The 26,236-nt window shown below is 63.8% G+C and carries 12 protein-coding genes; 3 read left to right on the top strand and 9 right to left on the bottom strand.

Annotated elements, in window-relative coordinates; genetic code table 11:
• Positions 1–39 precede the first annotated feature (39 nt).
• Positions 40–1,071, bottom strand: a complete 1,032-nt coding sequence (locus YWW_RS0123345; RefSeq protein ID WP_026931994.1) for an IS630 family transposase — start codon at positions 1,069–1,071, stop codon at positions 40–42.
• A gap of 248 nt (positions 1,072–1,319) precedes the next feature.
• Here YWW_RS0123345 and YWW_RS36245 point away from each other — a divergent pair, with 248 nt between their 5' ends.
• Both YWW_RS36245 and YWW_RS36240 read left to right on the top strand, forming a co-directional pair.
• Positions 1,320–2,801, top strand: a complete 1,482-nt coding sequence (locus YWW_RS36245; protein WP_155830361.1) for a YopA family protein — start codon at positions 1,320–1,322, stop codon at positions 2,799–2,801.
• Positions 2,802–2,877: 76 nt separating this feature from the next.
• A complete protein-coding gene (locus tag YWW_RS36240; RefSeq protein WP_155830360.1) occupies positions 2,878–4,611 on the top strand; it encodes a hypothetical protein in 1,734 nt (577 codons plus the stop codon).
• A gap of 14 nt (positions 4,612–4,625) precedes the next feature.
• Here YWW_RS36240 and YWW_RS0123330 read toward each other — a convergent pair whose 3' ends face one another.
• From YWW_RS0123330 to YWW_RS36235, 7 genes are all read right to left on the bottom strand, one after another.
• Entirely contained in the window at positions 4,626–6,755 is a 2,130-nt protein-coding gene (locus YWW_RS0123330) for a UvrD-helicase domain-containing protein (RefSeq protein WP_026931991.1), read from the bottom strand.
• Positions 6,756–6,758: 3 nt separating this feature from the next.
• Positions 6,759–13,115, bottom strand: a complete 6,357-nt coding sequence (locus YWW_RS0123325; RefSeq protein ID WP_026931990.1) for a DEAD/DEAH box helicase — start codon at positions 13,113–13,115, stop codon at positions 6,759–6,761.
• Entirely contained in the window at positions 13,112–18,151 is a 5,040-nt protein-coding gene (locus YWW_RS32570) for a DNA methyltransferase family protein (RefSeq protein WP_051326235.1), read from the bottom strand. Before YWW_RS32570 ends, YWW_RS0123325 begins: the two co-directional genes overlap by 4 nt.
• 21 nt (positions 18,152–18,172) lie before the next feature.
• A complete protein-coding gene (locus YWW_RS0123315; protein ID WP_162145989.1) occupies positions 18,173–21,016 on the bottom strand; it encodes a DEAD/DEAH box helicase in 2,844 nt (947 codons plus the stop codon).
• A 23-nt stretch (positions 21,017–21,039) separates the two neighbouring features.
• Positions 21,040–22,062 carry a serine/threonine protein kinase gene (locus YWW_RS34495; RefSeq protein ID WP_081687712.1) on the bottom strand — a complete coding sequence of 341 codons (1,023 nt, stop codon included), beginning with the start codon at positions 22,060–22,062 and terminating at the stop codon, positions 21,040–21,042.
• 151 nt (positions 22,063–22,213) lie between these two features.
• Positions 22,214–22,330: a hypothetical protein gene (locus YWW_RS38340; protein ID WP_425402712.1), complete on the bottom strand. Its 117-nt coding sequence runs from the start codon at positions 22,328–22,330 to the stop codon at positions 22,214–22,216.
• A gap of 1 nt (position 22,331) precedes the next feature.
• Positions 22,332–22,568, bottom strand: coding sequence for a transposase (locus YWW_RS36235; RefSeq protein WP_051326233.1), 237 nt, complete (start codon positions 22,566–22,568; stop codon positions 22,332–22,334).
• A gap of 154 nt (positions 22,569–22,722) precedes the next feature.
• Here YWW_RS36235 and YWW_RS35395 point away from each other — a divergent pair.
• Positions 22,723–23,564, top strand: a protein-coding gene (locus tag YWW_RS35395) for an IS5 family transposase (RefSeq protein ID WP_211228670.1) whose coding sequence is annotated in 2 segments (ribosomal slippage) — positions 22,723–23,107 and positions 23,107–23,564 — 843 coding nt in all. Because the reading frame shifts where the segments join, the coding sequence is not laid out codon by codon here.
• A 6-nt stretch (positions 23,565–23,570) separates the two neighbouring features.
• Here the strand turns inward: YWW_RS35395 and fxsT are convergent.
• Positions 23,571–26,236: FxSxx-COOH system tetratricopeptide repeat protein (gene fxsT, locus YWW_RS35390; RefSeq protein ID WP_081687711.1), on the bottom strand; the 2,666-nt coding region annotated here is incomplete at its 5' end.

Below are 26,236 nucleotides of genomic sequence, written 5' to 3'. Positions count from 1 at the left end.
AACTACTAATCCGGAACTGTGAAGTTGGGTGGCCTAGTGTCACTCCGGTTGGGCCGCAGTGATGTAGGTGAGTTCGGGATGGCTGAAGAGGCGTTTGACGGTCTCGGGGAGTTTCTGGAGGCTGCGCAGGGCGCCGAGCGCGACCCGGTGCATATCGCCTCCGTTCCGGAGGACGGCTTTTCCCATGCGGCCGTTCTTGACGGTGTTCCAGACCAGTTCGTCGGGGTTGAGCTGGGGTGAGTAGGACGGCAGATAAAACAATCGCAGACGGCCCTCGGCCTGCGCTTCGAACGCTTTGACGATCTTGGCGTGATGGACGCGGGCGTTGTCAACGATGAGGAACACCGGCTTGTCGGTGGTGGCCATCAATCGCTTGCAGAAGTCGATGAACGCGACAGCGTCGAACGAGCCCGAATGCAGCCGGAAACGCAACTGTCCTTTACGCGAGATCGCCGAGACCATCATGATGGTCTTGCGGCCACCGACCGGACCCGAAGCGGTCACGACCGGGGTCTGTCCTTTCTTGCCCCAGGTGGTCCCGGCATGGAACCCCAGCTGGATGGCGGATTCGTCACCGAAGAAGATCTCGGCGCCCTCCTCGCTGGCCTGGGCAGCAATTGCAGGGAAGGTCTCGGTTCGCCATCGCTCGACCGCTGCAGGGTCGGCCCGGTCCGAGCGGTACCGCGGTCGCTGCGGAGTGAATCCGAGATCGGTCAGTATCCGCCCGACCCACTTGGGCGAGAAACTGATGCCGAACCGTTCCTTCACCAGGGCCGCCGCGATCTCGCGGGTCCACAGCAACGAATCGAAGCCGTGCTCCTCAGGCGTGGTCGACTCGATGATCCCCGCCAGCTCGGTGCGCATCGGCTCGTCCATCGCGCTCTTGCGCTCGGGTCGCTTGTCGTCCAGTCCCGCAGGCCGGCCCTCACGGGCCCATCGCGCCCAGTTGTAGACCGAGTTCGGCGAGACGCCCAGCGTCCCAGCGATGAACGCGGCCGTATACCCACCCGCTCTCATCTCCAGCGCCCGAGCTCGAAGCTCCGCACTCGCTCGCGGCTTTCCCTTTGCCATGCAAGCATTCTCGCATCACCACCCAGAACCCAACTTCACAGATCCGGATTAGTAGTTTGTGGCGGAAATTTCGACCCCGTCTATGTGGACAAACCGTGAAACCGCCCCCAACCGGCAACTTCGCGCTCCTCCCCTACCGACCCCCGCGCTCAGCCGTTGGTCTCAGAACCAACGCCTTCGAGTAAGCTTTGGGCCTCCAAAGCGCAGCTGTGATCGGTTGGGACAGACCTGTCCGACCGAATCCAGTGATGGCCAGCATAGAGCGCGCCGTAGCCGGGCGCATGTTCCTGACCCCCGTAGGGGACCGCAATGTTCGCTCTGCCGCAACCATCGGTGGCCCCGGACAGAACACGCCCGCCCGTTCAGACAGCGTCAGAGACCCTGGAGCGTATGCTGGCGTGATGGCAACGCCCCTCAACGAAGCCCTGAAGCCCTGGTACGGATTTAACGGTCCGAGCGAGCCGATCGAACTCTTCCACGATGAGATCGGAGGCCACGGCTCGGCCGACTGCCAAGGAACGGTGGCTTTCTCCTTCTCACGTCGCCCGGTGATCGAGTGGGAAGTGTCCGTTCCTGATTTCAAAGCGGCCCGAAAGGGCTCGCTGGATCTGACCCTGCACAGGCCGGACGGACCGATGCCCCTCATTGGACGGGCTTCCGGCACTCAGTGTGGATCGTCAAATGGTAGCGAATTCGGATCGCGGCACTCGAATCTGACACGGATCATTGCGCACTGGTTCAACCTGCCGGATTGGTGGTGTAGGGAACTGATTTCCGAGACGCCGGACAATCCTGATAGCGCATACGATGGTCGTTGGAGCTTCCAAGCCAGTAGCTGGACGATCACCTTTGATAAGAGACGAGATCTCGATGAAGTGCTTAAGCAGGCCAAGAGATCCAATCTGTATGTCATGACTCATGTCATGGAATTGCGTCGGACCGATGGCAAGGAATTCTCAGCAGAAGATGCCGACCATGTGCTTGACGCCCTTCATGTTGGGATGTCGTTTGCTATTGGGAGATGGGCCGCGCCGCTGCTACCAGTAGGATTCTCCCACGACGGTTCGGTGGCCTGGGAGGAATGGCTCCCACTGCACCTAGATACGGCCGACTCAGTGACTCCTGGCTGGTGGTATCAAAATGATCTCAACTCACTTGAGGAAGTCCTGCGGCTCACTATCGAGAAGTTCGCCGACCCAATCATCTGCGCCAGACTGGGCTTTCAGATGAAGTTCTCCATCCTGTCCGCAGGATATCATGGATTCGTCGAGTCTCGGGTGATCAATGGCACGGCTGGACTTGAGCACATGCAATGGCAACACCTGGTACTGGGGAAGATTCTCACGGAGAAGCAGTACAAAGGCCGGGACCTATGGAACGGTAGGCATCTTGTCGCCGCGGACCGACTTCGCATGACACTCGATGCCGCCCAAATCTCGTATGATGTGGATTTCTCGATAATGCCCGAGATACATAACTTCATCCGGAGAGACGCCAACGCAAAAGACGGTGCCGACGTCGTCACACGGATTCGGAATCGACTCGTACACCCCAAGGCCGGCCAGGAAATCGTGTACGACCAGCCAGGCTTGCTCGTCGAGGTGTGGGCCCTTGCACGCCATTTCTTGGCGCTACTCGTGCTGCACTCACTCGGCTTCACAGGCAAATACCGAGACCTACGCAAATTCCAAGGTTGGTACGGCGAAACCGAGAAAGTCCCTTGGGCATGACCAGCCCAACACTCGATGCTACTCCAGAATGCAGCGTCACAGCATACGGTTTTCCGATCTTGACAAGGACCACGAGATGACGAAAACCCCTCCGAGCGTCAACATCTTTGCAAGCTCACTTGACCTGATGCAGATCCCGTTCATCTTCACGCAAGACGAACTGCTTACGACGGAGGCGTTCATCAAGCGGGCTAAGGAACGAGGCTTCACGTTGACCCTGCATACACTGCAGGAGCTCCACATCTCACGGATTCTCGTCCCCTTGTACCGCGTGAGCGACACCGCGGTTGCTGGTCGCCGACTCGCTCTTGAACGACCACTAGGTCCCAACGCCCGGGCCTGGGTGCTCGACGCAGCCATCGAGGGGCGCCTACGCGACCCCGCGACTGAGGGCTACTCCTCGGCGTGGCCCTACGAACGGCCGCCCGATGAGGATCCGGAGAATTGGTGGAACGGATTCGTCTACTCCTCATGGCAACTTGTGGATCTCCACAGGATCACGACCATCTACCAGAATGTCAAACACGGCTGGGACCGCACGCGAGTCGGTCGGGTAGAACAACACCACAGATTCGCCCGGGCTCTCGCGGCACTTGCAACCCCGTACCTGCCGGGAGTGCTCAGGCGCTTCAGCTTCCCCATGGAACTTGATGAAGGCGAACTACGGCGATACCGAGCAGCAGTAGACAAGCTCGATCTCCTGCGTATTGCGGGCTTCCCCCCTGACCAACTCAAATCTTCAGCCGATCATCTGTTGAGTCTGTCCCATGCCCAAGATCCTCTCGGAAAGTGGCTTCCGCTGACGCGATATGCTCGCTACGACGGCTGGACAAAACTCCGTGACGCACCGCTCACCGCGATGTGGCAGCGGGTCGCGGCCGAGGTGTTGCTGCGAGCCCACGAGGAACTCACCGCTGAGGGCATCCTGGAACCGCTACCCGATCTCACCGGTTCGACTTGGTGGACACCGCAGCATGATCGCCTGTCGCCTCGACACGTTGAAGCACAGACGCTTGAACGGGCACTCGCCGAGTTCGGTCTCTCCCCTCACCCGAAGGTCATCCTCCTAGTGGAGGGCGAGACCGAGCTGTTCCACATCCCCAAGCTGCTGGCGGAGCTAGGGTTCGACCGGCCTCAGGACGTTCGTGTGCAACGCACTGAAGGCTCCAAGGTCAATCCACATCTGATTGCCCGGTACGGCGTAACGCCTCGCGCGGGAAGGAAGATCCGGGAAGGGAAGTGGCTTCTCGATGCCTCCTCTACGGCCTTGATGATCGCAATGGACGCTGAGAACAACTTCGCAACAGAGGAAGCGCGAGAGAAGATGCGCCGCAAGCTTCAGGCAGCGATCAGGGAGGAGGTTCAATACCAAGACGCTGATATCAACGATGCATCCCTTGACGAACTTGTACACATTTTCGTATGGGGCGAGGACACATACGAACTCGCGAACTTCACTGACGAAGAGCTTGTGCCAGCACTCACACAGATCGCACAGACACAGGGAAACACCCGTCTGAACTCACCTACCTGGGACCAAGATCTCATCGCAGCACTGCGCGACGCACGCTTGAGGCATGTCGACATCAAGTTTGTGTTCTCAAAGATGCACATATTCGAGTCGAAAACCGAGCTAGCCCGGCTTCTGTGGCCTGCCCTTCTACGGAAGAGCGAGCGCGAGTATGGAGAGAACGAGCCCGCGACGCCCGTCGTAAGACTGGTGCTGAAAGTGCGCAACATCATCGCACGCCAATCAGGAGTCTTTGGACTCAAAGGTCCCTCGTCAGCTTCAGTACACGACGAGCTGTAGTCCGACCGCTCGGATCACCAGTTCACAGCGCGTTCAAGGGTGTTCACAAGGTCGTGTGCCGGGCCGGTGTGCGTGAGGACGTAGCTATCTCGCGCGCGCGTGACGGTGACGAACAGCAGCGACAGCGCCCGCTGCTCGCTGGCGGCGCGCACGGATTCGTCGGTGATCGACTCGAATCGCATATGGCGCGGCGGGAAGTGGTCCTTGCCCATGTAGGCGTTGATGATGTGCTGGAACTCCAGGCCCTTGAGCGAGTGCATGGTCTCGACATAGACCGCGCCATCCTTGCGGACCTGGCGGGTGTTTCGGGCGTCGAATCCGGATTCTTTGAGCTTCGTGATCAGCTCGCCGCGGATCTTCTGGGTGGGTACCGCGATGCCGATGTTGCTCTCGGCGTCGTCTGTCCGCAGGGCGTTGATCCGTTCGAGGATGAACGCCAGCTCGTCGCGTTCGTCGTCGAAGCGTTCGGATTCGATGGTGCCGCCGTGGTTCAGCGAACGGTAGCCGTCAAGCTTGTCGGTGCCGGAGTCGAAGTCTTCAAATTTCTGGCCCGCCGTCAGCGCCAAAGCCGAGTCGAGGATCTCCTTCGTGGTCCGGTAGTTGACCGTCAGACGTCGCGAGCGGCCGCGGATCTGGATTCCGAAGTGACTGAGCGACAATGGCTTCCGATACAGCCGCTGGTGCGAATCCGCACCGATGAAAATGTCGTTTTTACCCGGGTTGACGAGCGCGCGTACGAGCCGCCAGTGGACGGGACTGAGGTCCTGTCCTTCGTCGACGAGGATGTGGCGATAGCGGTGGTTCGCACCTTCTGGTGTGGCCGCGATCTTGCCGGCCTCAGCGGCGATGCGCGCCCAGGTGGTCTTCACCTCGGCGTCCTGGAGCGCCTCGAAGCGGGTTGAGACCTCCCAGACGGTCTTGCGCTGACGCCGGCCCAGTGGCTTGCCTCGTCGCGACCGCGATGCTTGGAAGTAGTCCTTGAGGGTCTCGATCCGGTCGGCCAGAATGACTTCTTCGTACTCCTCCTTGATGAACTCCTGAGTGAATTCGCGGGCTTCGGGTCCGACGGCGTCGATCGCGCCGTTCCACGTCGCGCGTTCCTCATCGGACCGCGCGACGTCGACGTCGCCACCGGCGCCGGACTTGGAGTAGATGCCGCCCGCGACGGCGTCGATGGTGTTGACATCGATCTTGTCGAGGATCTTCTTGCCGCCGAGAAGCCCAACCTTGGCCTTGAGGTCCCGCACCAGGGCGTTGTTGTACGTGGCGATGAGGATGCGATCGCCTTCGGCGAGGCGGGAAGCCAGTTCGACCGCGCGGTGAATGATGACCACAGTCTTCCCGGTCCCCGGCCCGCCGGAGATCCTGGCCGGGCCGTTGAACTCGCGCGCCGCCATGACCTTCTGGTCGTCGTGGAGGTACAGCATCCAGTTCTCCCAGGAACCGGAGAGCATGGCGTCCACGACCGGGTCGATCGAGGTGGTGTGCTCGAAGGTGACGCGGGTGGCCTGTTCGACCGGGTCGAGCGCTTCGTCCTCCGGGGTGGGTTCGACGACGGTCCGCCCCGACGGCTCGGTCACCCGTTCGTAGATCTCGTCGAAGGTCGCTCCGGTGAGGATCTCGTCGAGGACGCGGCGGCTGAAGCCGTCCACCTTCGCCGTGAAGGAATGCGCCGTCGCCTCGTCAGCGATGCCACGCAGCGAGGCGATGATGTCGCCGGTGACGCCGAGTTCGGCCAGCTGGTCGTCACTGAAACCCGAGAACGGTCCCGTCATCGCGGGCTGTGCGACCAAACCGTCGGAGGTGTAGATGTCGAGTTCGCCGGTGTGCTCGTTTCTGGCAAACCGCAACCGCTCGGCCTTTTTGAGCGCCAGCCGGTCCCAACCGACCGCGACCATGAGCCAGTTGCTCCCGTCGGGCGGCAGGAAGACGGCCCTGTAATCGCCGCCCATGTCGAAGATGTGCAGGGTCCGGTCATCGGCGGACTTGACGGTGGTCCGCTTGAAGCGGCGATTGTCGGAGCCTTCGTGGAACCGCATCCGGAAGTCGTGGAAGTAGCTTCGGAACTTGGGGTCGTCTTTGGCGAGTTCGAGGGCGTCGTTCTTGGCGTTGTCGGTCTGCCGGATGTAGTTCGGGCCGTTCATCGGCTACTGCTTTCCTTCCTCGCGGGATGCGGTAAGGCGTCGGTACAGTTCGGGAGCGGTCCAGTCGCCAGCGCCTCTTGCGTCCCAGCCTGATTCGCGCGCCGAGGCGACCTGCTCGGCCAGCGCCCGGGGGTCCGAGTGGCTCAGAACGGCGATCTTGGCATCCGTCCACGACACGTCGAAGGGCACGCCATCGATCTCGTCCCCGACGGTCGCCTCCGGCACGTCCGCGCCTTCGGCGGCCAGGCCGTCCAGCAGCGATCTCGTGTCGTCGCCGACGATGAGCTCCATGTCCTCGGGGTCGATGAAGGCGATGTCGATCGACGGCTCGGCTTCGGCGGAAGCGGGGGCCGGGCGGGTGCGGTGCGCAAGGTCCATGCCGCCGGTCATCCAGTACAGGTGGTCGGCGCCGTCCAGGAACTGGAAGACGTGGCTCCAGCGCAGCCAGGCCTTCCACGCCCGGCGGTACTCGTTCGCGTCGGCGGCGGCGCGCTCGGGGTCGTCGTCGAGCCTGGCGAGCACCGTGAACACCCACTCGGACGGATCGCGTCCGAGGTTGTCGACGGCGACGGCCAGGGTCAGGAAGTCGTGGACGGTGAAGTGGGCAACGAGGCCACCGGTCCCCTGTTCGGGCAGGTCGCCGTCGAGTAGTCCCCACATCTCCTGCTCGGCATGGCCTCTGGGCACTTGGGTCTTCGCCCGGTCGTCCGCGAGCGAAGCGAGCGCGAACGCGATCGCGCGGGCGACGAGCGCCTGCCGCTTCTGGTCAGGTTCGGCGAGGTATGAGAACAGGTAGTCGAGGGTGTTCTGGGCAAGCTCCTGTTTGAGCAGGTCGACGTCGATGCCCATCGCGCGGGCGGCGCCCGCGGCGGCGTTCCATCCGGCCGCCTCGTTGTCGGTCGGCAGCAGGAAGTCGGGCCGATCGGCCGCGCTCGCCGAACCCCACGCGGCGAGGTCGTCCCAGGTGACGGTGAAAACGTGCGCGCCGTCCTCGCGCAGTTCGGTCCGCTTCTGCGCGTCCTGCGTCGTCTTCGACCGGCCGATGCGCGCGAGTTGCTCGGCGTTCACCTGCGGCGCGGCGTGGTACTTGTACCCGTCCAGGTAGAGCACGACGCGCTGGTCGCCGGCGAGCTGTGCGAACGTGTAGTCGGGCCTGGTCCGGACCGCGCGCTCGGGGGCCTGCGTGCGCAGTTCCCACGCGGCCCCGGACGCGCCGTGCAAGAGCTTGCGCTGTCGCCGGTCGGTCTTACTCACGCCGAACCCGTGCCGGGCGGCGTTGGGTTCGAGGGCTTCGTTGAACCGCACTTCGAACTCGGAGTCGACGACCTCGTTCATGGAGTTCTGGTCGACGACGGGCCCGGCGGCGAGGTCCCATCCCTCGAGGATGCCGTCGAGGACTTCGAGGGCGTGGCGCCTTCCCACGGTGTTGATGTCGGCCTCGCGGGTGTACGGGAGGAGACACCGCTGGCAGGCGTCACGTTCGCAGTCGCATTCGGCGGCCACGCGCCTGGCGGCCTGCAGCACTTCGAGCAGCGGTTCGGGCTCGGAGACCTCCTTGAGGTAGCCCGTCCCGGAGGGCTGTTCGTCGTACAGGACCAGGTAGACGCGCGCGGCGACCGGCTCGGTGTCCTCGGGGCTGGTGTTGCGCTGGGCCATGTAGGTGATGGTGGCCCGCAGGTGGCTGGTGTCGCCCTGGAAGTACCTGTTGATCCCGGCCAGGAGCGCCGCCTGGAAGGAGGCCAGCTTCTCGTCGTCGCCGCGTTGCCTCAGCGGCAGGAGGAAGCGGACCGCCTCGGTTTCGAGCCGGTGGCCTAGGATCACGCCGAGGTGCCTGCGGTCCTTGTTGTTGTCGCGGTTGCGGCACCAGAAGCGGTGGTGCTGTTTCCACGGGTCGGCGCGCCAGTTGCCGGTGTCGCCTCGGCCGGTGGGGTCGTCGAGGTGGTAGGCACCGTCGCAGTCGGGGCAGATCCAGAACTTGTTCTGCAGCAGGTCCTCGTTGGCGATGGTGACGTGCGCGGTGTCGGCGAGTTCGCGGTCGAGTCCGAGGTTCAGGTAAGTGACGGTGGCACCGCGCGAGTAGTCGAATCCGAACGTCGATGCCCTGGAGCGCCAGCTCCTGCCTTCGGTTCCCCGCATGTCGACGGTGGTGGTGTAGGAGTAGGCGAGGCGTTCGCGCTCTTCGGAGGAGTCGTCGATGTTCGTGATGTTCGCGTCGTCGTAGGCGAAGACGGTTCGCGGCACGAGCACGTCGTACCGGTTGCCGACGTCGCCAACCCCATGGCCGCAGCCGGGGCAGGTCCGCACCTGCTCGTCGGTTCCGACGGGAGTGCTGGTCCCGCAGTTGGGGCAGATCACCCACTGCTCGATGAACTCGTGGCGGCTGCCGCCGGTGTCGACGCCGCTGATGCGGTGCATGTAGCCGCGGAAGTAGGCCCGGTTGCCGGGGGCGAACTCGCGGATGGCCGCGGTGGCGGGGCGCTGGTATTCGCGGTCCTCGGTCCGGTACTGCGTCCGGCCGTCGTCTTCGGATTTGTGGCTGAGGGTCGCTTCGAGGGTCCAGGCGGCGTCGTTGAGGGAGTAGTTCGGCAGCAGCCCGGCCTCGACGAGGGCGTTGTGGCTCGGTTCGGTGTTCATCGCCGTGATCCGCTTGCCGACGTGCTTCGACTCGGCGGTCAGCTGGGCAAGCTGCGCCTGCTTGTCGGGCAGGGTGTCCGGGTCCCTGACCAGGTCGGCGCGGGCCTCGGCCATGCGGGTGCGCCGCTGTTCGAGACGCTGCTTGTCCTGTGCGCGCGCGGTGTCGGCGTCGCCGATGGTGCGCGCGACTCCGGCGCTCGCCCATTCGCTGAACTGGGTCCGTGCCTCGTCGTCGAGTTCCGCACCGAACAGTTCGAGGAACGCCTCCGAGTGCTCTTCGGACCGGGCGATCGCCACTTCGGCGAGCGAGGCGAGCCAGCGGTCCTCGCCGAAGAGGTCTCCGGCGGCCACCGGCAGGGGCTTCACGCCTTCGAGTTCTCCCCGGGTCGCCTTGTCGGTCAGGTAGGCCAGGTATTGGCGTTGGAGCAGCGCGAAGGCGCTGAGCCTCGCGCCGGGGGGTGCGATGTGCCCGTTGACGACCGAGTCGGGATCGTCGAACAGCATGAGGTCGCGGGGGCGCCGCCGGGTCAGGGCCACCACCAGGGCGTTGCCGGTGGAGCGGCCCGCGCGGCCGGAGCGCTGCACGTAGCTCGCCGGATCGGCGGGGATCCCGGCCATACCAACCACCGAGAGGTCGCCGATGTCGATGCCCAGTTCCAGGGTGCTGGTGGCGGTGAGCACGTTCGGTGCTCCCCAGGAGCCACCGCCTTTGAACTCGCGCTCCAGATCCTCCCGCTGCTGCCGGTCGAGCACGCCGGTGTGCTCGGAGGCGGTGAGGTTGAAGACGGTGTCGTGCCGGTAGCGGTCGTAGTAGTACTCGTCGTTCCAGTCGCCCCGCTGGTAAGTTCCGGTGCAGCGCCAGCGCAGGCACGGAGTGTCGAGCCATCCGTCCCGGTCAGCGGCCGGGACGGTGCGCTTATACGAGCAAACCGAGCACACGATCTGGGAGTTCTCTGCGTCCTCCTTGCTCTGCAACCGCAGGTGGAGGTTCGCGGCGCTGAGGGCGTAGACCGGTCCGGCGTCGGTGCCGATCTCCCCCACCACCCGGTGCCGCGCCAGGTGCTGGAGCAGCTCGCGCAGATACCGGACGCCGTCGGGGCCTTCGAGCCCCAGGGAGCGGCGGGTCCAGTTCGTCAGCCAGGTCTCCTGGCCGCTCCCGAGCTGGTCGAACTCGCTGCGCGCGAGGCGGTTCGGCGCGTCGAGTATGAACGAGGGCGCGCTCATCCCCTTCGGGAACGCGGGCATGCCCGAATCGCGGCCGCCCCAGACCGCCCACCGGTACCGGCCGGCGCCCTTCAACCACCTGTCCAGCCACTCGTGCCAGATGCCGCCGCGCATCAGCAGCCGGTGCAGCACGCCTCTGGCATGTACCAGCAGCCGCTGCTCGCGGCCGGGGTCTCCGATGAGTTCGCCGACCGCGGCTCCCGACGCGGTGAGGGCGTTCGCCAGCCATTCGCCGGCTCCGTCGCCGAGGTCGATCTCGGCCGTGACCAGGCCCGAGCGGGTGAGGGTCCGCGCGAAGTAGGTGCGCAGCCCGAACTCCTGCATGGCGTCGAACACCAGGCGGCGCGCGATCATGTCCCAGTCGCTCTGCGAGCCTTGGTCGTCGCCCTTCATGAGCCGCTGGATGCCCGGGTACTCCTGGAGCTCGGCCGGGACCACTCCGCCGAGGGCCTCGGGCTCTGCGGCGAGTTCTTCCACGGCCCGGGCCGAGAGCTCGGTGAGCGTGGCCGGGCCGGTCCCGGCGAGGATGTTCGCAATGTAGGTACGCAGGCTGAAGCTGTTGGACCGGAACGACAGGAACCCCGCGTTGTGGGCGGCGTCCTGGACCGAGTCGGTGAAGACCAGCGCCTTGCGCTCGTCGCCGCGCAGGTCGGGGTCGTCCGAGAGGTCGATGGCGCGCTGCAGGATCTCCGAGAGCACGACCGAGGTCAAGGTGGCGACACCGGCGCCGACGAACCGGATCGCGTCGTCGTTACCGCACGCAGGGCACCGGGACTTGTCGCCGATACCGGGCGTGGAGTCGTGGAGCACCACCGGTGAGTCGGACTGCGGGTCGTACGGCAGGAGCATCGCGCCGTCCAACTGGTACAGCGGCGCGTTCTCCTCCATCGGGCGGCCGGGCCGGTAGGCGTCGTTGTCCTCGGCGTACTCGGCGGGGAAGGCCGAGATCAGGGGTATGAGGCGCTGGCGGTGCACGCCCGAGACACGGTAGATCTCCGGCCATTTCAGGATCTTGTCGTCCTTCGCCGGGTGCTGCTCGGCGATCATCCACCCAGAACGGCCGCAGTGGCGGCAGGAGATCGCGGGCAGCCAGGTCTTCTCGGGCTCGGCGTCGGTGCTCCAGGCAAACTCGACCTCCAGGTTCTCCTGGTCGTCCAGCGACCGCGGCAGCGCCCGCAGGACGCGGGTGACCGACCGGACCCACAGGTGCCCCTCGACCTTCAGCAGCGGGACCTTGCGTCGCCTCCCGTCGTGGGTGGTGATCTCCGAACGGGCCCAGGAGATGAGCGCGAGCAGCCGGTGCAGTGCAGCTTCGGCGGCCTTCCGCCCGTTGCCAGATCTCCAGGCGCTCCGCCATTCGGCCATGGCCTCGTGGCGGACGTCCTCGAAGAACTGGTCGATCGTGATGAGCTTGCCGGAGGAGAACCCGTCGAGCACGGCGGCGGTCATCGGGTTCCGCAGCAGGCGGTTGCCCACTTCGACGGGAGTGAGGTCCTTCGAGCCCACGACCGCCTCGGCGATCTCGTGGATGGCGGAGGCCCGCTCGTAAGGGTCGGCGATCTCGGCCAGGCCGGCGAAGTCGACGTTCGGCGCGTCGGGGTCCTCGCGGATGAACTCCTCGGGACGGAGGCGGTCCTCGGAGATCACCGCGCCTTCGGGAAACTCGGTGCCAAAGATCGTCGAGGCCACCTTCAGCGCCTCGGACTCTGAGCCGAGCGTCGCCGAGGTCGCCACGGGGGTCGGCTCTTGACCGGACATGGCGCGCAACCGCCGCAGGAGCATCGCGACGTCGGTGCCTTGGGCGCCGTTGAACGTGTGGAATTCGTCGATGACCAGGTAGCGCAGCTTGATGTCGCTCCACAGGTCTTGCGCCGCCTCGCGGCTCAGCAGCATGTCGAGCATTTTGTAGTTCGTCAGCAGGATGTCCGGCGGCTCGCGGTGCATCGTCTGCCGGTTGGTGGTCATCTTGGTGAACGCGTTGCCCTTGGACTCCTGACCGATGTACAGGCCCGCCGAGACTCCCGACAGTGCTTCCTCTTCGGCGAGGAATTCGTCGATGCGGTGGGACTGGTCGGTGGCGAGGGCGTTCATCGGGTAGATGATGATCGCTTTGATGCCTCGCTCACCGGCGTGGCGCGCGCAGTGGTCGAGGACCGGGGCGAGGAACGATTCGGTCTTGCCGGAGCCGGTGCCGGTGGCGACGATCGTCGGTTCGGGGGTGCGGTCGTTCAGCGAGGACAGGCGCTGCCAGGCGAGCGCCTGGTGCCGGTAGGGCGGGTCGAGGTCGGGCGGTGACCAGGAGAGCGCGCGTTCCCAGCCGTGTGCGGCGGGGCGGAAGGGGGCGCTGACTCGCAGGTAGGGGCCGCGGAACATGCCGGTGTCGGGATCGTCGAACAGACCGGCGAGAGAGTCGGCGGTCTGGTCCTCGGCCATGCCGAACGAGGAGGTGAGGTAGGTCAGGACGGTCTCACGGAGCTTCGGCACGACGATCGACGGCTTCATACTTCACCGGCTTCCATGCGACGCTTGAACTCGGCGTAGGCGGTGGCGTACTCCCCTGCTACGTCGGCTTCTCGATTGCCGTTGACGCCGTCGGGGTAGTCGGAGGTGACCGGCATCCCGGTCCGGTTGGCGCGGTAGTAGGCCAGGCCGTGCGACTCGGTGAAGCGAGGGAAGCCGGTCGGGGGCTCGTTGCTTTCGGGGTTGGCGAGGTACTGGAAGAGCTGTTCGTAGGGCTGCTTCTTGTTCAGTTTGCCCGCACGGTCCATGTGATTGGCCTGCTTGAATCCCGCTTCCAAGGTATCTGACATGATCGAGGAACCATCGCCATCGAACCACATAGACTCCTCTCGGTAGGACAGGACCGGGAACCGAGCCTGGTAGATTGCATTGAGGTCCTCCACCCCGATGCCGAGCATGATCGCCACAATGACATCAATCTCGATGAGAGCCGCTCGCCGGGCGTAATCAGTCCGTAGAGGGGTTTTGTAGCTCCAATCACTCGATACATTCTCCAGCCGATCTAGACCCGGCCAGGGAAACGCCCATTCAGCAGAGGAGAAGGCTTCCGGATCGTATAGCTCTTCCCACAGCGGCGCATAAGAATTTGTGAGACAATTAAGACGGAGCGTTCGAATAAGCAGCTCCGCTGAAAGTTCATGATTTTCAGCGATCGCTGGCAGATTGGGAACCCTTCCGGAACCTAGATGACCGGTACCACTGATCCTTAGGAAATAGTCCATAGCGAGGGCCATCCATACGCCTGCACTTATGACTGTGGTTCGAATGTTTCCCATGTAAGCCGAATGCACAGCGTGTACGTGAGTTACACCTGGCGGGATAATAACCGCATACAAACTTCGCTCTGAGTTGAATGGAATCATCTCTCTCCACGCAACGCGATAGAAGTCAGTGTACGGCCTCCTTTTCCCATTCTCATCGAGCCACTTGTCTTGCTTACCAACATACTTGTCGCGCCCTACTGTGCGACGGAAGTTGGTAAGGGGCACCGCGTCAGCAGGGAGCGCAGTGAGATCGTTCGCATCCCACGCCTTATGACTGACGAGCGGAGTGCGCGGGGCCTTCGCGAATGGATTGGCTATAGAAAGATGTGGCCCCTGTAGAATAACCTCATCCCAGTCTCCTACCTGCTTAGCTGCTACCTTATCGTCTATCCCTGTTGCCCTGTCGATAGATTCGAAGTACCCAGCATTCTGAACACCTGTTTCGTCGAAGCCGGAGCTTATTCTCGGATGCAGATCTCGAATTCGCTTCGGTGCAAGTCGGAATTGTTCAATCGGGCCAAGCTCTCTAGAAGTCAAGGGGTACAGGATTTTCGCCCGTAGCGGATTAGATTCTGCACCCCCCACAAGATCGTTCCAATCACGCAATCGCTTTTCATCGACGTCAACGACCCGGGAACTGTGAGGACGAAGATCCCATTTCCCTCTATGCTTAATCCGAGGTGTTATTTCACTTGACCCACTGTCATCCAGGGAAGCTACCGCGACGTGGGGTTCATAGAGCCAAGACAAGTGCTTGAACCGAACCGGCCGAGCAAACGAACTTACATTTATCGAGAATTCTTTCGTATTCCCAATGTCGGCAAATAGGTAGCGCTCATTCACAAAGTGAACGTGCATTCTGAGCCTTGGGTATGCTGCTTCTCGTATCTTTGCCTCTTTCTCTCCAGTAAGATGAGTATCGTAGTGAATCAATCCAATTGATCCAGTAGGGCTGCTATTGCCCCAGGAGCGCACCATGAAATTCCGGTACAAATTCGATCGAGTGCCGGCGATCAGTGGGTAGGTGGTAATATGCGAGAGAAACCAAGTAAGACCCGACTGAGCAGCTGCTTCGGACTCGATATATGCGCGCGACTTCGAAGCGTTGAGTAGAGCAATCTTTCGTTCCTTCTTGAGCTTTGAACTCCAGCTGCCGACAGTAAAAAGTGGATCGAACTCCGATAGGATTGCCTTCTCTTCCCAGGTTGGCTGGTGCCACGGTGGGTTTCCTAGCTGCAAATGGAATCCACCTTGTTCGAAGACATGCGCGAAGGTCAGCTCCCAGTGGAAGAATCCCTGGTCGTCCGAGATCTTCTTGATCTGGTCCAGCAAGACCCACTGGCCGGTGGAGCTGAGTTCAAGCTCGTCCCTGGCCTGAATCCACGCGTTGGTCTGGTTTTCAGCGTCGCGTATATCATTCAGGTTTTCGAACGAGCTCGCGAGGAGTTCGATCTCGTGCTTACCCACGATGGCCTCGACAAAATCGAGCCAGTCATCGAGGCTCGTGAGCGCGCGGAAGTCGTCCGGCGTGTCGGCAGGAGCTGCTTCACCGTCAAGCTTCCAGGTCTCGCCGAGCGGCCAGAACCACAGGGCGCACCAAGTGTCCATGAGGAGCTTCAACCGCCAGTACGGACCGCCAGGGCGCTCCAGCTCAGCGACGATCTCCTGCTTCGCCTTGCGCGACAGAACGGAACCACCCTGGATCGGATCAGCTCCGAAGATGTCGATGGGCCGCTCCACTGCTTCCTCGGACAGTCGCAGCCGTTCGAGTACGAACTTCCACAGCAGTTCAACCTGACGCGCTGCACGCACCAACCGCTTCTGCTGAGTCTTCGTCGGCTGCTTGAGAAGGTTCCTCTTCCACGCTGCCAACCGCTTCGCGTCCTCTGGCTGGAGTTCCTTGCCAACCTTGTCGCCCGCGATGCTCGCCCATCCAGCGCTCGGCAGTAGGAAGTGGTGGATGAGAAGGTCATCGGTGACATTGAAGGACTTCCTCTGGCCTTGCTCGTTGATGGCCTCGTTGATGGTCCGCGGCGGAACCTCCTTGAAGCTCTTGGCCTCGGGGGTGATCGAATACCAGGGTTGACCTGCTTTCTTCTTGTCGAAGTCGGCGACCTTCAGGAACTCTCGCCGTGCGCCGATCAGCGAATTGCCGCGCCGCAGGTGCAACCCAAACCAGGGTGCTCGGAGTCCGGGGTGCATGACATTGAGCCAGATGCTGATCTCGGCAAGCTCCGTAGCAGTGTTGTTCAAGTCCACACCGTAGACGTTGTGCAGCGCCACATGCGCTTTGATCTTGCGCAGTTCAGTGTCCGCGTTACCGGGTTCGGGGCGCTTGCCCGTCTCCTTCGCATACATATCGAAGTAGCGCTGGGAAATCTGGTTGATCGCCTCGTTGGCGAACGCGCCCGAGCCGAGAGCCGGTTCGAGGACCTTCAGCTTCAGCAGGTCCACCGCCTTGACGTTCTCCTCACCGCCATTCTCCTCGATCCACTGGTCGAGGGTGAGCTGGACAGTGACGCGTGTCAGCGACTCCGGTGTGTAATAGGAGGCACTGGTCTCGCGGTCGCGCCCTGCAAGCCGGTACACGAACGACCCGTCCTCGTAGGTCACCGGGTAGGACTCACCGGTCCGAGGATCGATCCGCGTGACCTTCACCGAATCGTCGTAGTCGTCGATGCGGTCGGCGGGAACCAGCCACGAGCCCTCCTTCGGGAATCCCCGGTTGTCCTTGAGGTCCTTGGCGTTGGCGACCTCGTACAGGGTCTCCTCACGTGCAATGCGGCCCGTATACGACATCAGCCCCTCGTACACCGCGCCGAGCTGGTTGATGCCCAAGGTGGCGTAGGAGATGAACTGTGTCTTGCGGGGGCCGCGCCCGCTCCTTCCGCCCGTCCCGTCGTCGATCATGAGCATGCGCAGCACGCGGTGCAGGCAGGCGTTCCGCAGCCGCGTGTCGGCCTCCCAGTCGAGATCCTCCTCAGGTTTCAGGCCCCGGCCGATGAGACTGGTCGACTTGGGGTCGAACAGCTGTGACTGGAGCGGTTCGAAGACCACCCGCCAATCGCCGACCACCAAGTTCCGGTCCTCGACCTCGGCGAGCTCCTTGTCACCGGAGTCCCTGCGTTCGCGGGCCGCTTCCATCGCCTCGGCGAACTCGTCGTGGTGGAAGCCCGCATTGAGGCAATCGAAGAGGATCTGAAGCGAGTCGAACAGGTAGGTGCCGTCCTCGGCGGCGTCGGGCAGTGGGCGTTCGACGAGCTCGGCGAGCCGGGACAGCGAGTAGCCCTCCTGGTACTCGGTCGAGTTGACCGGCAGGACGTCGAGTTCCGGCCTGGCCTCGGCGAAGAGGACGAAGACGATCCGATACAGATACCGCAGGCTCTGGATCGACAGCATCCGCGCGAATTCGTCATCACCGTAGTACTCGTCCCAGCGGACGCCCTGCTCGTCGAGCCGGTGCAGGATCTCCTGGGCGATCTCCTCGACACCGCGCCGCAGGCCGTCCCGGAGGCTCTGCGAGACGCCCTGCGCCTTGGTGAACGAGTCCTGCCGCAACTCCGCCAGCCCGGCCTCGGCCGCGGTGGTAGCGACATCGGGGTCGAGCTGGTCGGCGCAGACGAGCGCGGCGGCGAGTTCGGCCTCCCCAATGTGGTCGCGTTCGACGACGGTCCCGACCGAGACGGCGAGGTACTTCCCTTCGAGCCACGTGTCGGTGTCTGCGATGACGACCGAGGCTCCGCACAGCAGGAGCACGTACTTGACGCCGCCGAACTCCTCGCTGTCGGTGATCCAGGGGACGAGCTTGGAGGCTGTGGCGAAGGGGAAGGCTCCGTCGAGCGCGTGGATCTGGTCGGGGTCGGCGCAGTCGGCGGCCAGGTCGATGTTGTCGCATTCGATGGCGACGACCCGCTTGGACTGGTAGGCGAACGGAACTTCGTAGTCCTCACCGGCCACGGTCAGGTCCGTGGTGCCGCGGGTGCCTTCGGCGTACCCCAGGGCCCGCAGCACCTTGTCGTGCCAGTCGGCGAGCACCGGGGCACGGTCGGTCGCGTCGGCGAGCGCGGTCCGGAACTCGTGGTAGTCCCCGCGCAGTCCCAGGAGCCTGCGGCGCGGCGAGGGGCCTGCGTCGCTGTTCTTGTCCTGGTCGTTCCACTCCGCGCCGCGGGTCTTGCGGACCTTGCCGGGCAGTTCCTCGGCGAAGTAGTAGTTGCTGAAGTATTCGCCCTGGTTGAGGAGGGAGTCGAAATCCACGGTGGTGTCCTTCCTGCGGGCTTATCCGGCGAAGTCGCGGGGGACGACCACCGCGACGAACTTGACGAGCGATTCGCCTCTGGGGCGGAGCTTCTCGAGGGCGGCGCGTTCGAGTTCGGCTTCCTCGCGGGCGCGTTCTTCCCTGGTCTTGCGGCGCACGGTCATGGTCTCCAGTCCGTCGATGACCGTCTGCTCCCACTGGTCGACCGTGCTGCGTCGGTCGCCGATGGCGGCGTCGACCGTCTCGTCCCAGGCCGCGCGGGCCTGGTCGAGGTGCTCGCGTGCCTTGTCGAGGACGGCGGGGAAGTGTGCGGTGATCGCGTCGCGGATGGCCTTCTGCGCGTCGGTCGAGGGCACGCCGGGGTTGGACAGTGATTCGTTGACTCCGGCGCGGTCGAGTTCGGCGGTCATGTCCTCGACCGTCCAGTTCTGCGGGCCGCCGGAGACGGCCATCCATTCGACGACGGCCGACTGGCCGAGTCCGTTGGCGCAGACGCCTTGCAGGCAGTAGATCGGCCGGTCGGTATCGGCGAAGACCACCGGGACGGTGTCCCTCGGCTGGGCGAGGATGACCTTGTCGACCAGCCAGCGGGTCACCGGGTGGAGGTCGGAGAGGAACGACAGGGCGGGCCAGGCGGACTTCTTGTCGCGCTTCTGCGCCTTGCCGATCGCCGCCTTGGCCTCCTCGTGGCTGGTGGTGATCGGGATCGTCTCGATAAGGCCGCGGTCCTTCACGTACGCCGGCGGCAGGATGCGGGTGAGGCGGGCCAGGAGGTCGCCGGGCGGGTGTTGGAGATGCCAAGTCCGGGGCCCGTCGCTCTCGACACGGAAGCGGTCCCGTTCGCCCTCGTCGGCGACCTTGGTCCGTACGAACTTGAGGGCGGCATCGACGAATTGCGTGGTTCCGGGGAACAGAGCCGGTTGCTCGGCGAGCGGGACCGGTTCGCGCCCGTCGGAAGGTTCGCTGTTGCCGCCGAGGAGCATCGCCAGCGCGTCGACGGCGGGCCCGGGGGCGTCGTGCTCGGCTTCGACGGCCTGCTCGACCGGAGTGTGATCGAGGATCGCCTTGACCAGGCGGCTCTCCTCGTAGTCGGCGTTCGCGTGCCCGACGAACGCCTGCGTCGCGCCGAGCGTGCGGTTCACCTCGGCCTCCTTGGCCAGGAGGCTGGAGGAGACCCGCGCCTCGTCCCATTCGGTGTCCTCGTCGGCGCTGCGGAGCATGAGCGCGGCGAACTGCGGCGGCACGGCCTGCCCGTAGCGGTCGATGCGCCCGTTGCGCTGCTCGATGCGGATCAGGCTCCACGGCAGGTCCCAGTGGACCAGGTCGGAGCACTCCTTGTGCAGGTTGACGCCCTCGGAGGCGATGTCCCCGGCCAGGAGCACCCGCAGCGGGCTGGAGCCGAGGCCGAACTGCTCGATCGCGCGGCGCACGTCCGGGCCGTCCTCGCCGGATTTCGTGGAGTGGACGACCGCGACGGCCTCCTGGTCGAAACCGAGGGCTTCGATCAGGTTGTCGCGCAGCCATTTGAGCGTGGCGTGGCGCTCGGAGAAGATCACCACCCGCTTGTGCTTGCCGGGGCCCACCCCGATCTCGGCGAGGTATTCGACGAGCTTGGCGAATTTGCCGGGCCGGGACACCTTCGCGACGAGTTCACCGAGCGTGGCCAGGTCGCGGGCTTCGCCCTCGTCGCCTTTACCCTTGCGGTTCGCGATCGTCTCGGCCAGGGCGTCGGGCGAGGAGAAGAAGGCCTTCAGCAGCGTGTACGGGAAGAAGGTCTTCACGGAACTGCCGGGCCGCTGCCGCTCCAGCCAAGAACCCAAGATCGTGTCGAACACGTCCTGCTCCTCCGGGCTCATGGTCACCTGAATGGAGCGGGCGTCGCCGCGATCGGCCCATTTGATCTCGCTGGAACTCCTGAGCGCTTGCCGCACTTCCGGGTCGGTCTTCGTCCGCCGAATGTACAGGCCCTCAATGTCTTCGGCGGAGTAGTCGTTCACATCGGCGATGCGGACCGGGTCGAGCATGCGGATGAGCTTCGCGAAGTCCTTGTCCTTGCCGGGGTGCGGAGTCGCCGAGGCGAAGATGAGCGCTTCGGTGGTGCGTGAGACGAGGGCGGCCAGGCGCTGACGCAGGTTCCGCCCTGAGGAGCCCACGAGGTTGTGGGACTCGTCGAACACCACCGCGTCCCACGAGACCTTCTCCAGGTACCGCAGCCACCGTTTCGACTTCAGCGTGTCAATGGAGATGATGATCCGCTTGTGGAAGTGGAAGGGGTTGCGCCCGGCCGGGAGCTGCCGCATGACCCGCTCGATGCCCTGGGAGTCCATGCGCAGCAGCGGAATCGAGAACCGCGCCCACAGCTCCATCTGGAACTGGTCTAGGACCTGCTGGGGGACGACGACGAGGATGCGGTCCCCGCGCCCACGCCGGATGAGCTCGGCCAGCGCCAGGCCGATCTCCAGGGTCTTGCCGAGACCGACGACGTCGGCGATCAGCAGGCGGGGCCGCAGTGACTTCAGCACCATCTGGGCGGGGCGCAGCTGGTAGTCCAGGGGGTCGAGCAGGAAGTTGTCGGAGAGCACGAGGTCGGTGGTGCTTCGAGGGATGTCCGCGCTGCGCAGCTGCGCTTCGATGAACAGGCGGCTCTGCAAGTAGTTCGACGTGTCGTCGAACCACAAGCCGGTCTGCTCGGGCAGGAGCGGCTGAATCTCGTCGAGTGCCTCCAGGAAGGTGGCGGACATGCCGTGGACCAGCTCGCTCACGCCTTGGCACTGGAGGAGCCAGCCGTCGTGGGTCGTCTCCTCGGCATGGGTGACGATCCAGTCCTCGTCACGCACGCGCACGTAGGAGCCATTGGCGTACACGGTCGAAGTATTGCTTTCGCCGGTCATGAGGCGTTCATTCCAGTGCTCCCGTATTCCTCGCGGATTCGTCGTGCGGCCTCGCGCGCCCGGGCTCGTGACGGAGGCACCTTGGTCAAGCGACGGTCCGCGAGGTCGACCGAGGCGACGAGCTCGGATTCCATGGCTTTCTCGTTCCTCTTCAACTGCCTGCGGTGAGTGACCACCGAGGCGAATCGGTCGGCCGCGTCTAGCGCGGACGGCCTCCAGGATCGTTCGGTCCCGGTCATGTCGCGGATAATACCGAGCAGCTCGTTGCGCGCGCCTTCGTCGAGGGGGTTCGGATCGCCCGCGCCGTCGAGGAGCCCCACTCGATCGGCGAACCCCTCTTCGCCGGGCATCAGCCGGGTCCCCGCGAATACGATTGTCAAGCCGAGGCTGTAGATGTCGGCAGCGGCGAAGTCCGATCGGTCCCCAGAGAGGATCTCCGGCGCCCGGAACCCTTCGGTCCCCACCACGACGTTGGCGGTGGTCTTGTGGGTCGGCCCGCCGCCGGTGCGCGTGGGCTCGCGGTAGGCGACTCCGAGGTCGATGAACACCGGGGTTCCCGTCGGGCGGATCATGATGTTGGCGGGTTTGATGTCCCGGTGAGAGATGCCGTTCTCGTGCAGGTGGGCCAGTCCTTCGCACAGGTGCATGCCCATGGTCGCCAATGCCCGGCTGGAGAGTTTGCCGAGGGTTCGGACATGTTTGAGCAGGGTCGTGTCGCTGATGTACTCGGTGGCGATCCACGGATCCGAGCCGTCCTCGGGTTCCAGGTCGTCATCGAGGTAGCTGACGATCGCGTCCCCAAGGTCCTGCCGCAGGATCGCCACCTCGCGTTGGAAACGCTTCGGTTCGAACATCTCTCTGTTGACCGGATCGAGCACTTTCACGGCCGCTCGGCGCCCCTGCAGATCCTCACCCAGATAGACGCGGCCGACCCCACCGGACCCGAGGGGCTTGAGAATCGTATACGGGCCGATGATCAGCGGCGAATTATCGTTCGGGGTGGGCTCCGATGGCGGCATGCTCAAGATCGTCCCTCATTAGGCCGTCAACCGATAGTTCGAGTGGAGAGCTCCTCACCAATCTGTCACAGCTTAAAGTTATCACCTGGTCACCCACGTCACATCAGGCAGGAACAGACCTGGCCCGCACGCAGGAGCTTGCGGTCGGGGCCTAAAGACAGCGGTTCGCGGTAGTACATTGTAAACCTTTCCATATGCTAGCCAACGGCTGCCGCTTCTTGACGATCGCCAGCTCGAACGAGCCGTCCCGGTCACGGGGCACGGCGATCTCAGCCGGTCCGATATTGGTGGTGATGGCCTTGGCCCCGGTAGCCGCTGCGCGAGTTACCGCTGCCCCGGCCCTCGGCCTGGTGCTTGTCGTAGCCGAGATGATCGGTCATCTCGCCCTCGAATGCCGCTTCGAGTACCCGGTTGGTCAATTCGGCGAGCAGCCTGCCTCCCTCGGCGAGCTTGACCCCGACGACCTCAGCCCGTTCGCAGAGCAGGGCCATCAGCTCCTCGTCCACGACCGCCGACGCGGCCGTGTCCGGGCGCGGCCTGCGCCGCGGGCCAGCTTACGCTGGTGTCCTTCTCGATCCGCTGAGAGTTGCTCGCATCCCTGTTCAAGGTGGTTACCGTAAGAACCCGTAACTATTTCGTCTCTGGTGCGTTGTTTGGATCATGAGGCGTGGGAAGCGTGGGCCGCAGCAGCGGCGCAGTCAGGGTCCGTGGATCGTCGATGATGACCTGTGGGCGGTGATCGAGCCGCTGCTGCCGGTCCGCGAGCGACCGGCCGGGACCCCCGGTCGCAAGCCCTTCGACGATCGGAAGGCCTTGTGCGGCATCCTGTTCGTGCTCTACACCGGGATCCCGTGGCAGTGGCTGCCCCAGGAACTCGGGTTCGGGTGCGGCATGACCTGCTGGAGACGGCTGCGCGACTGGTACGAGGTCGGCGTCTGGCAAGACCTGCATGAGGTCCTGCTCGCCGAGCTGCGCCGGACCGACCGGCTCGATCTGGAGCGGGCGGTGGTCGACTCGACGCACCTCAGAGCGTTGCGTGGCGGCCCAAAACCGGTCGGAGCCCGGTAGACCGCGGCCGCCCGGGCTCCAAACACCACCTCATCACCGACGCGAACGGCATCCCGCTGGCCGCGACCGTGACCGGCGGGAACCGCAACGACGTCACCCAGCTCGAGGCCCTGGTCGAGGCGATCCCGCCGATCCGCGGCAAGCGCGGCAAGCCCCGGCGAAGACCGAAGGTGGTCCAGGCCGACCGCGGCTACGACCACGACAAGTACCGCAAGATCCTGCATGCCAGGGGCATTCGAACCCAGATCGCCCGCCGCGGCACGGCACACGGGTCCGGGCTCGGAGCCACCCGCTACGTCGTGGAGCAGACCATCGCGCTGTTGCACTGGTTCCGCCGCCTGCGCATCCGCTGGGAACGCCGCGCCGACATCCACGAAGCCTTCCTCAGCCTCGGCTGCGCCCTCATCTGCTGGCGCCGCCTTCAAAAGAGTTAGGAACTCTTAGGCGTAGGGGTCATCTTTTGGGTTGACGTATCCCCATATGTTGCCTGTCTCTTGCCACGTTCGAGATGATTCCTCCTCGCTGTCTCCATCCTCTTCCTGTTCGGAGTATTTTGAACTGTCAAATGACTTGGTACTCCTGCTGGCTGTCCGCCGCGAGGCTGCTGGGAAGAAAGGCGCCTGTGAGCTGCTTCCACGTTTTCCAGATCCGAGTCCGCCGGTAATTACCAATCCGCCCCTGGCAAAGCCACCGGAAATGTTGCCTTCGTAATCGGCTTCTTCGTCCCAGGGATTCTCATTCAGCAACAGGTCGAGATTATTGCGCGCGATGATTGTGTAGCGGTGGTCGGGTTTGAGTATCCTGTCGAAGTCGGGTAGGAGTTTTTCGAATGCGGCAATAGCACGCTCCTTGTCACCGAATTTGCCTTGCCATCGGGCGAGATTGTGACGAGTGGCAAGGGTCTCGGGGTGATCTTCTCCCAAGACACGGCGATCGTCATGGAGCACCTGCTCAAGAGCTGATATTGCGTCAGCGACATAGCCTGCTTCGCCTGTCCAGACGGCCAAATTCTGCCTGGTCCGCAGTGTGTCGGGGTGGTCCGGGCCCAAGATCCGGATTCGATCGGCGAGCAGGTCCTCCGTCTGGGCCACGGCCGCAGACGGATCGCCAGCTGCGCCTCGCCAATGGGCGAGGTTGTGCCGGGTCGTCAGCGTGAAGGGATGATCCGGGCCGAGAACGCGGTGGCAGTCTTCCAGGAGCTCCTCGTTCAGGCGCACGGCAGATGAAACTTCTCCGGCCCGTCCCCGCCATCGGGCGAGCGTGGACCTAGTTAGCAGGACATCGAGGTGGTCATGGCCGAGTATTCGCATACGATCGTCTAGAAGTTCCTCGGTTGCTGCGGTGGCCTCTTCCAGATCTCCGGCTTCACCCATCCAGTACGCCAGATTCTGGCGCGCAGCTAGGGTAGTGAGGTGATCCGGGCCAAGCAGGCGTACTCGTTCGGCGAGAACCGTCCCGAACGCCGCCACCGCACCAGTTGGGTTACCGGATTGCCCGATCCAGTAGGCGAGATCATGGCGGACAGTGAGGGTTTCCGGGTCGTCTGGGCCAAGGATCTCAAGACGCAGCTGCAGCAGGGTTTCCAACTCGCTGATCGCAGTGGCCAGGTCACCCTTTTCGCCAGTCCATCGAGCGAATCCGTGCCGGGCGCGCAAGGTATCTGGATGCGTTGGTCCATCGATCTTCGATCGGATCTGGTATAGCATTCGGAACTTGTTCGAGGCAGCCGTTGCGCTCCCTGACTCACCCAACCAGTGGGCGTGGCGATGGCGAACTTCCAAAGTGAAGCCATGCTCGGGCCCGAGTTGACGGAGACACTCTTGGCTGAGCTGCTCGAAATATGCAGCTGCACTGCTGACCTGGCCTTGTATCCCGAGGCTGTCGCCTTGCCGAATCAGGAGAGGGTGCGCGCGCTCTAGCAGGTCCGGTTCGCAGTTGTACCGAAGATGGTCGACGTTCGAACGCAATAGCGCGCTTGTTGATCGAGCAACCTCGGGTTCAGGCCAGATGTCGATTAGCGCGTCAGCTACGATGTTAGCCAATTTAGAGAGGTCTTGGGATTCAAGCTTGTCACGAATTGAACGTTGGATCAAGGCGTGGATTCGCACGAGCTGGCCGTCGAAGTCGATGAGGCCCAAACGGTGGAGTCGTCCGAGGCCCCTGGTTATGTCCCGGGAGACGAAGAAATTCGCTCTCTTTGGATCATGCAGTGATCCGGTAGACATGAAAGCCCACAGCTCATCAAATATGATTCCGCAAGTGAACAGGTCGGCTGGGATTCCAGCAGGATCAAGCAGACTGGCTACGCGAAGCAACCCCATTGCCAGGCCATAGGGCTCATCACCGTTGGCAGCCTCGATCGACAGCGACCAAGCCGCGTCGACTGACCTGGGATACCCGTCGGGAAGAGCATCTGGGCTGAGATCATCGAGCCTGATAGTGTGGTCAGCGAGAAGGCCTTGATATGCGGCGCAGGTCAGACCTGGTTGGTCCAGTATGTAGGCTGCAGCCTGCGCCAGCGCCAGCGGTAGGTGCCCTAGGTCGGCCGCGAGCGCGGTGGCTTGTTCCAGGCGGATGGGGTTGCCCTTGAGCCTTCCGATGAGATATTGGCGGGCTTCTTCCGGTGTGAACAAGTCGACTTCGATCAGGGTGCGGTGGGCGCCCTCGAGTGCGGCGTCCCTGCGGCGGGTGGTCACAATAGTGCCTCCGCGCTGGCTGGTTGGGGGCCAAAGTTCGTTCAGGTCGCCCGGGTCGGTGAGGTTGTCAAGCACGATCAACCAGCGGGGTGCCTCGGGTTGCGCCAGCCACGCCAGGAACGTTCGCGTGGCTCGATGGCTATCCGATGCGTCTGCTCCGCATACTTCGGTGCCCGCCTGCGCGAACGCGGCGAGGATCGTGTCGCGGCTGCTGGCGTTAACCCAGACCAGGAGGTTGACCTCGAGCTGACTCCATTGGTCTAGGGCGTAGTTTGCGGCGATCTGGGTCTTGCCGACTCCCCCCATACCCGAGAGGATTAGACAGACCGAGCCGCCGCCGTCATTGAGCGCCTGAGCCAGTTGCTTGTCGACGGCGCGGTCTTGACGGGCGGCAGCCAGAGTAGGGATGG

The organism is Glycomyces tenuis DSM 44171, assembly GCF_000427885.1.
GTDB classification, from domain to species: Bacteria; Actinomycetota; Actinomycetes; order Mycobacteriales; family Micromonosporaceae; genus Glycomyces; species Glycomyces tenuis.
Note: the sequence above shows the minus strand (reverse complement) of the source record. Positions and strands in the feature narration are given on the sequence as shown.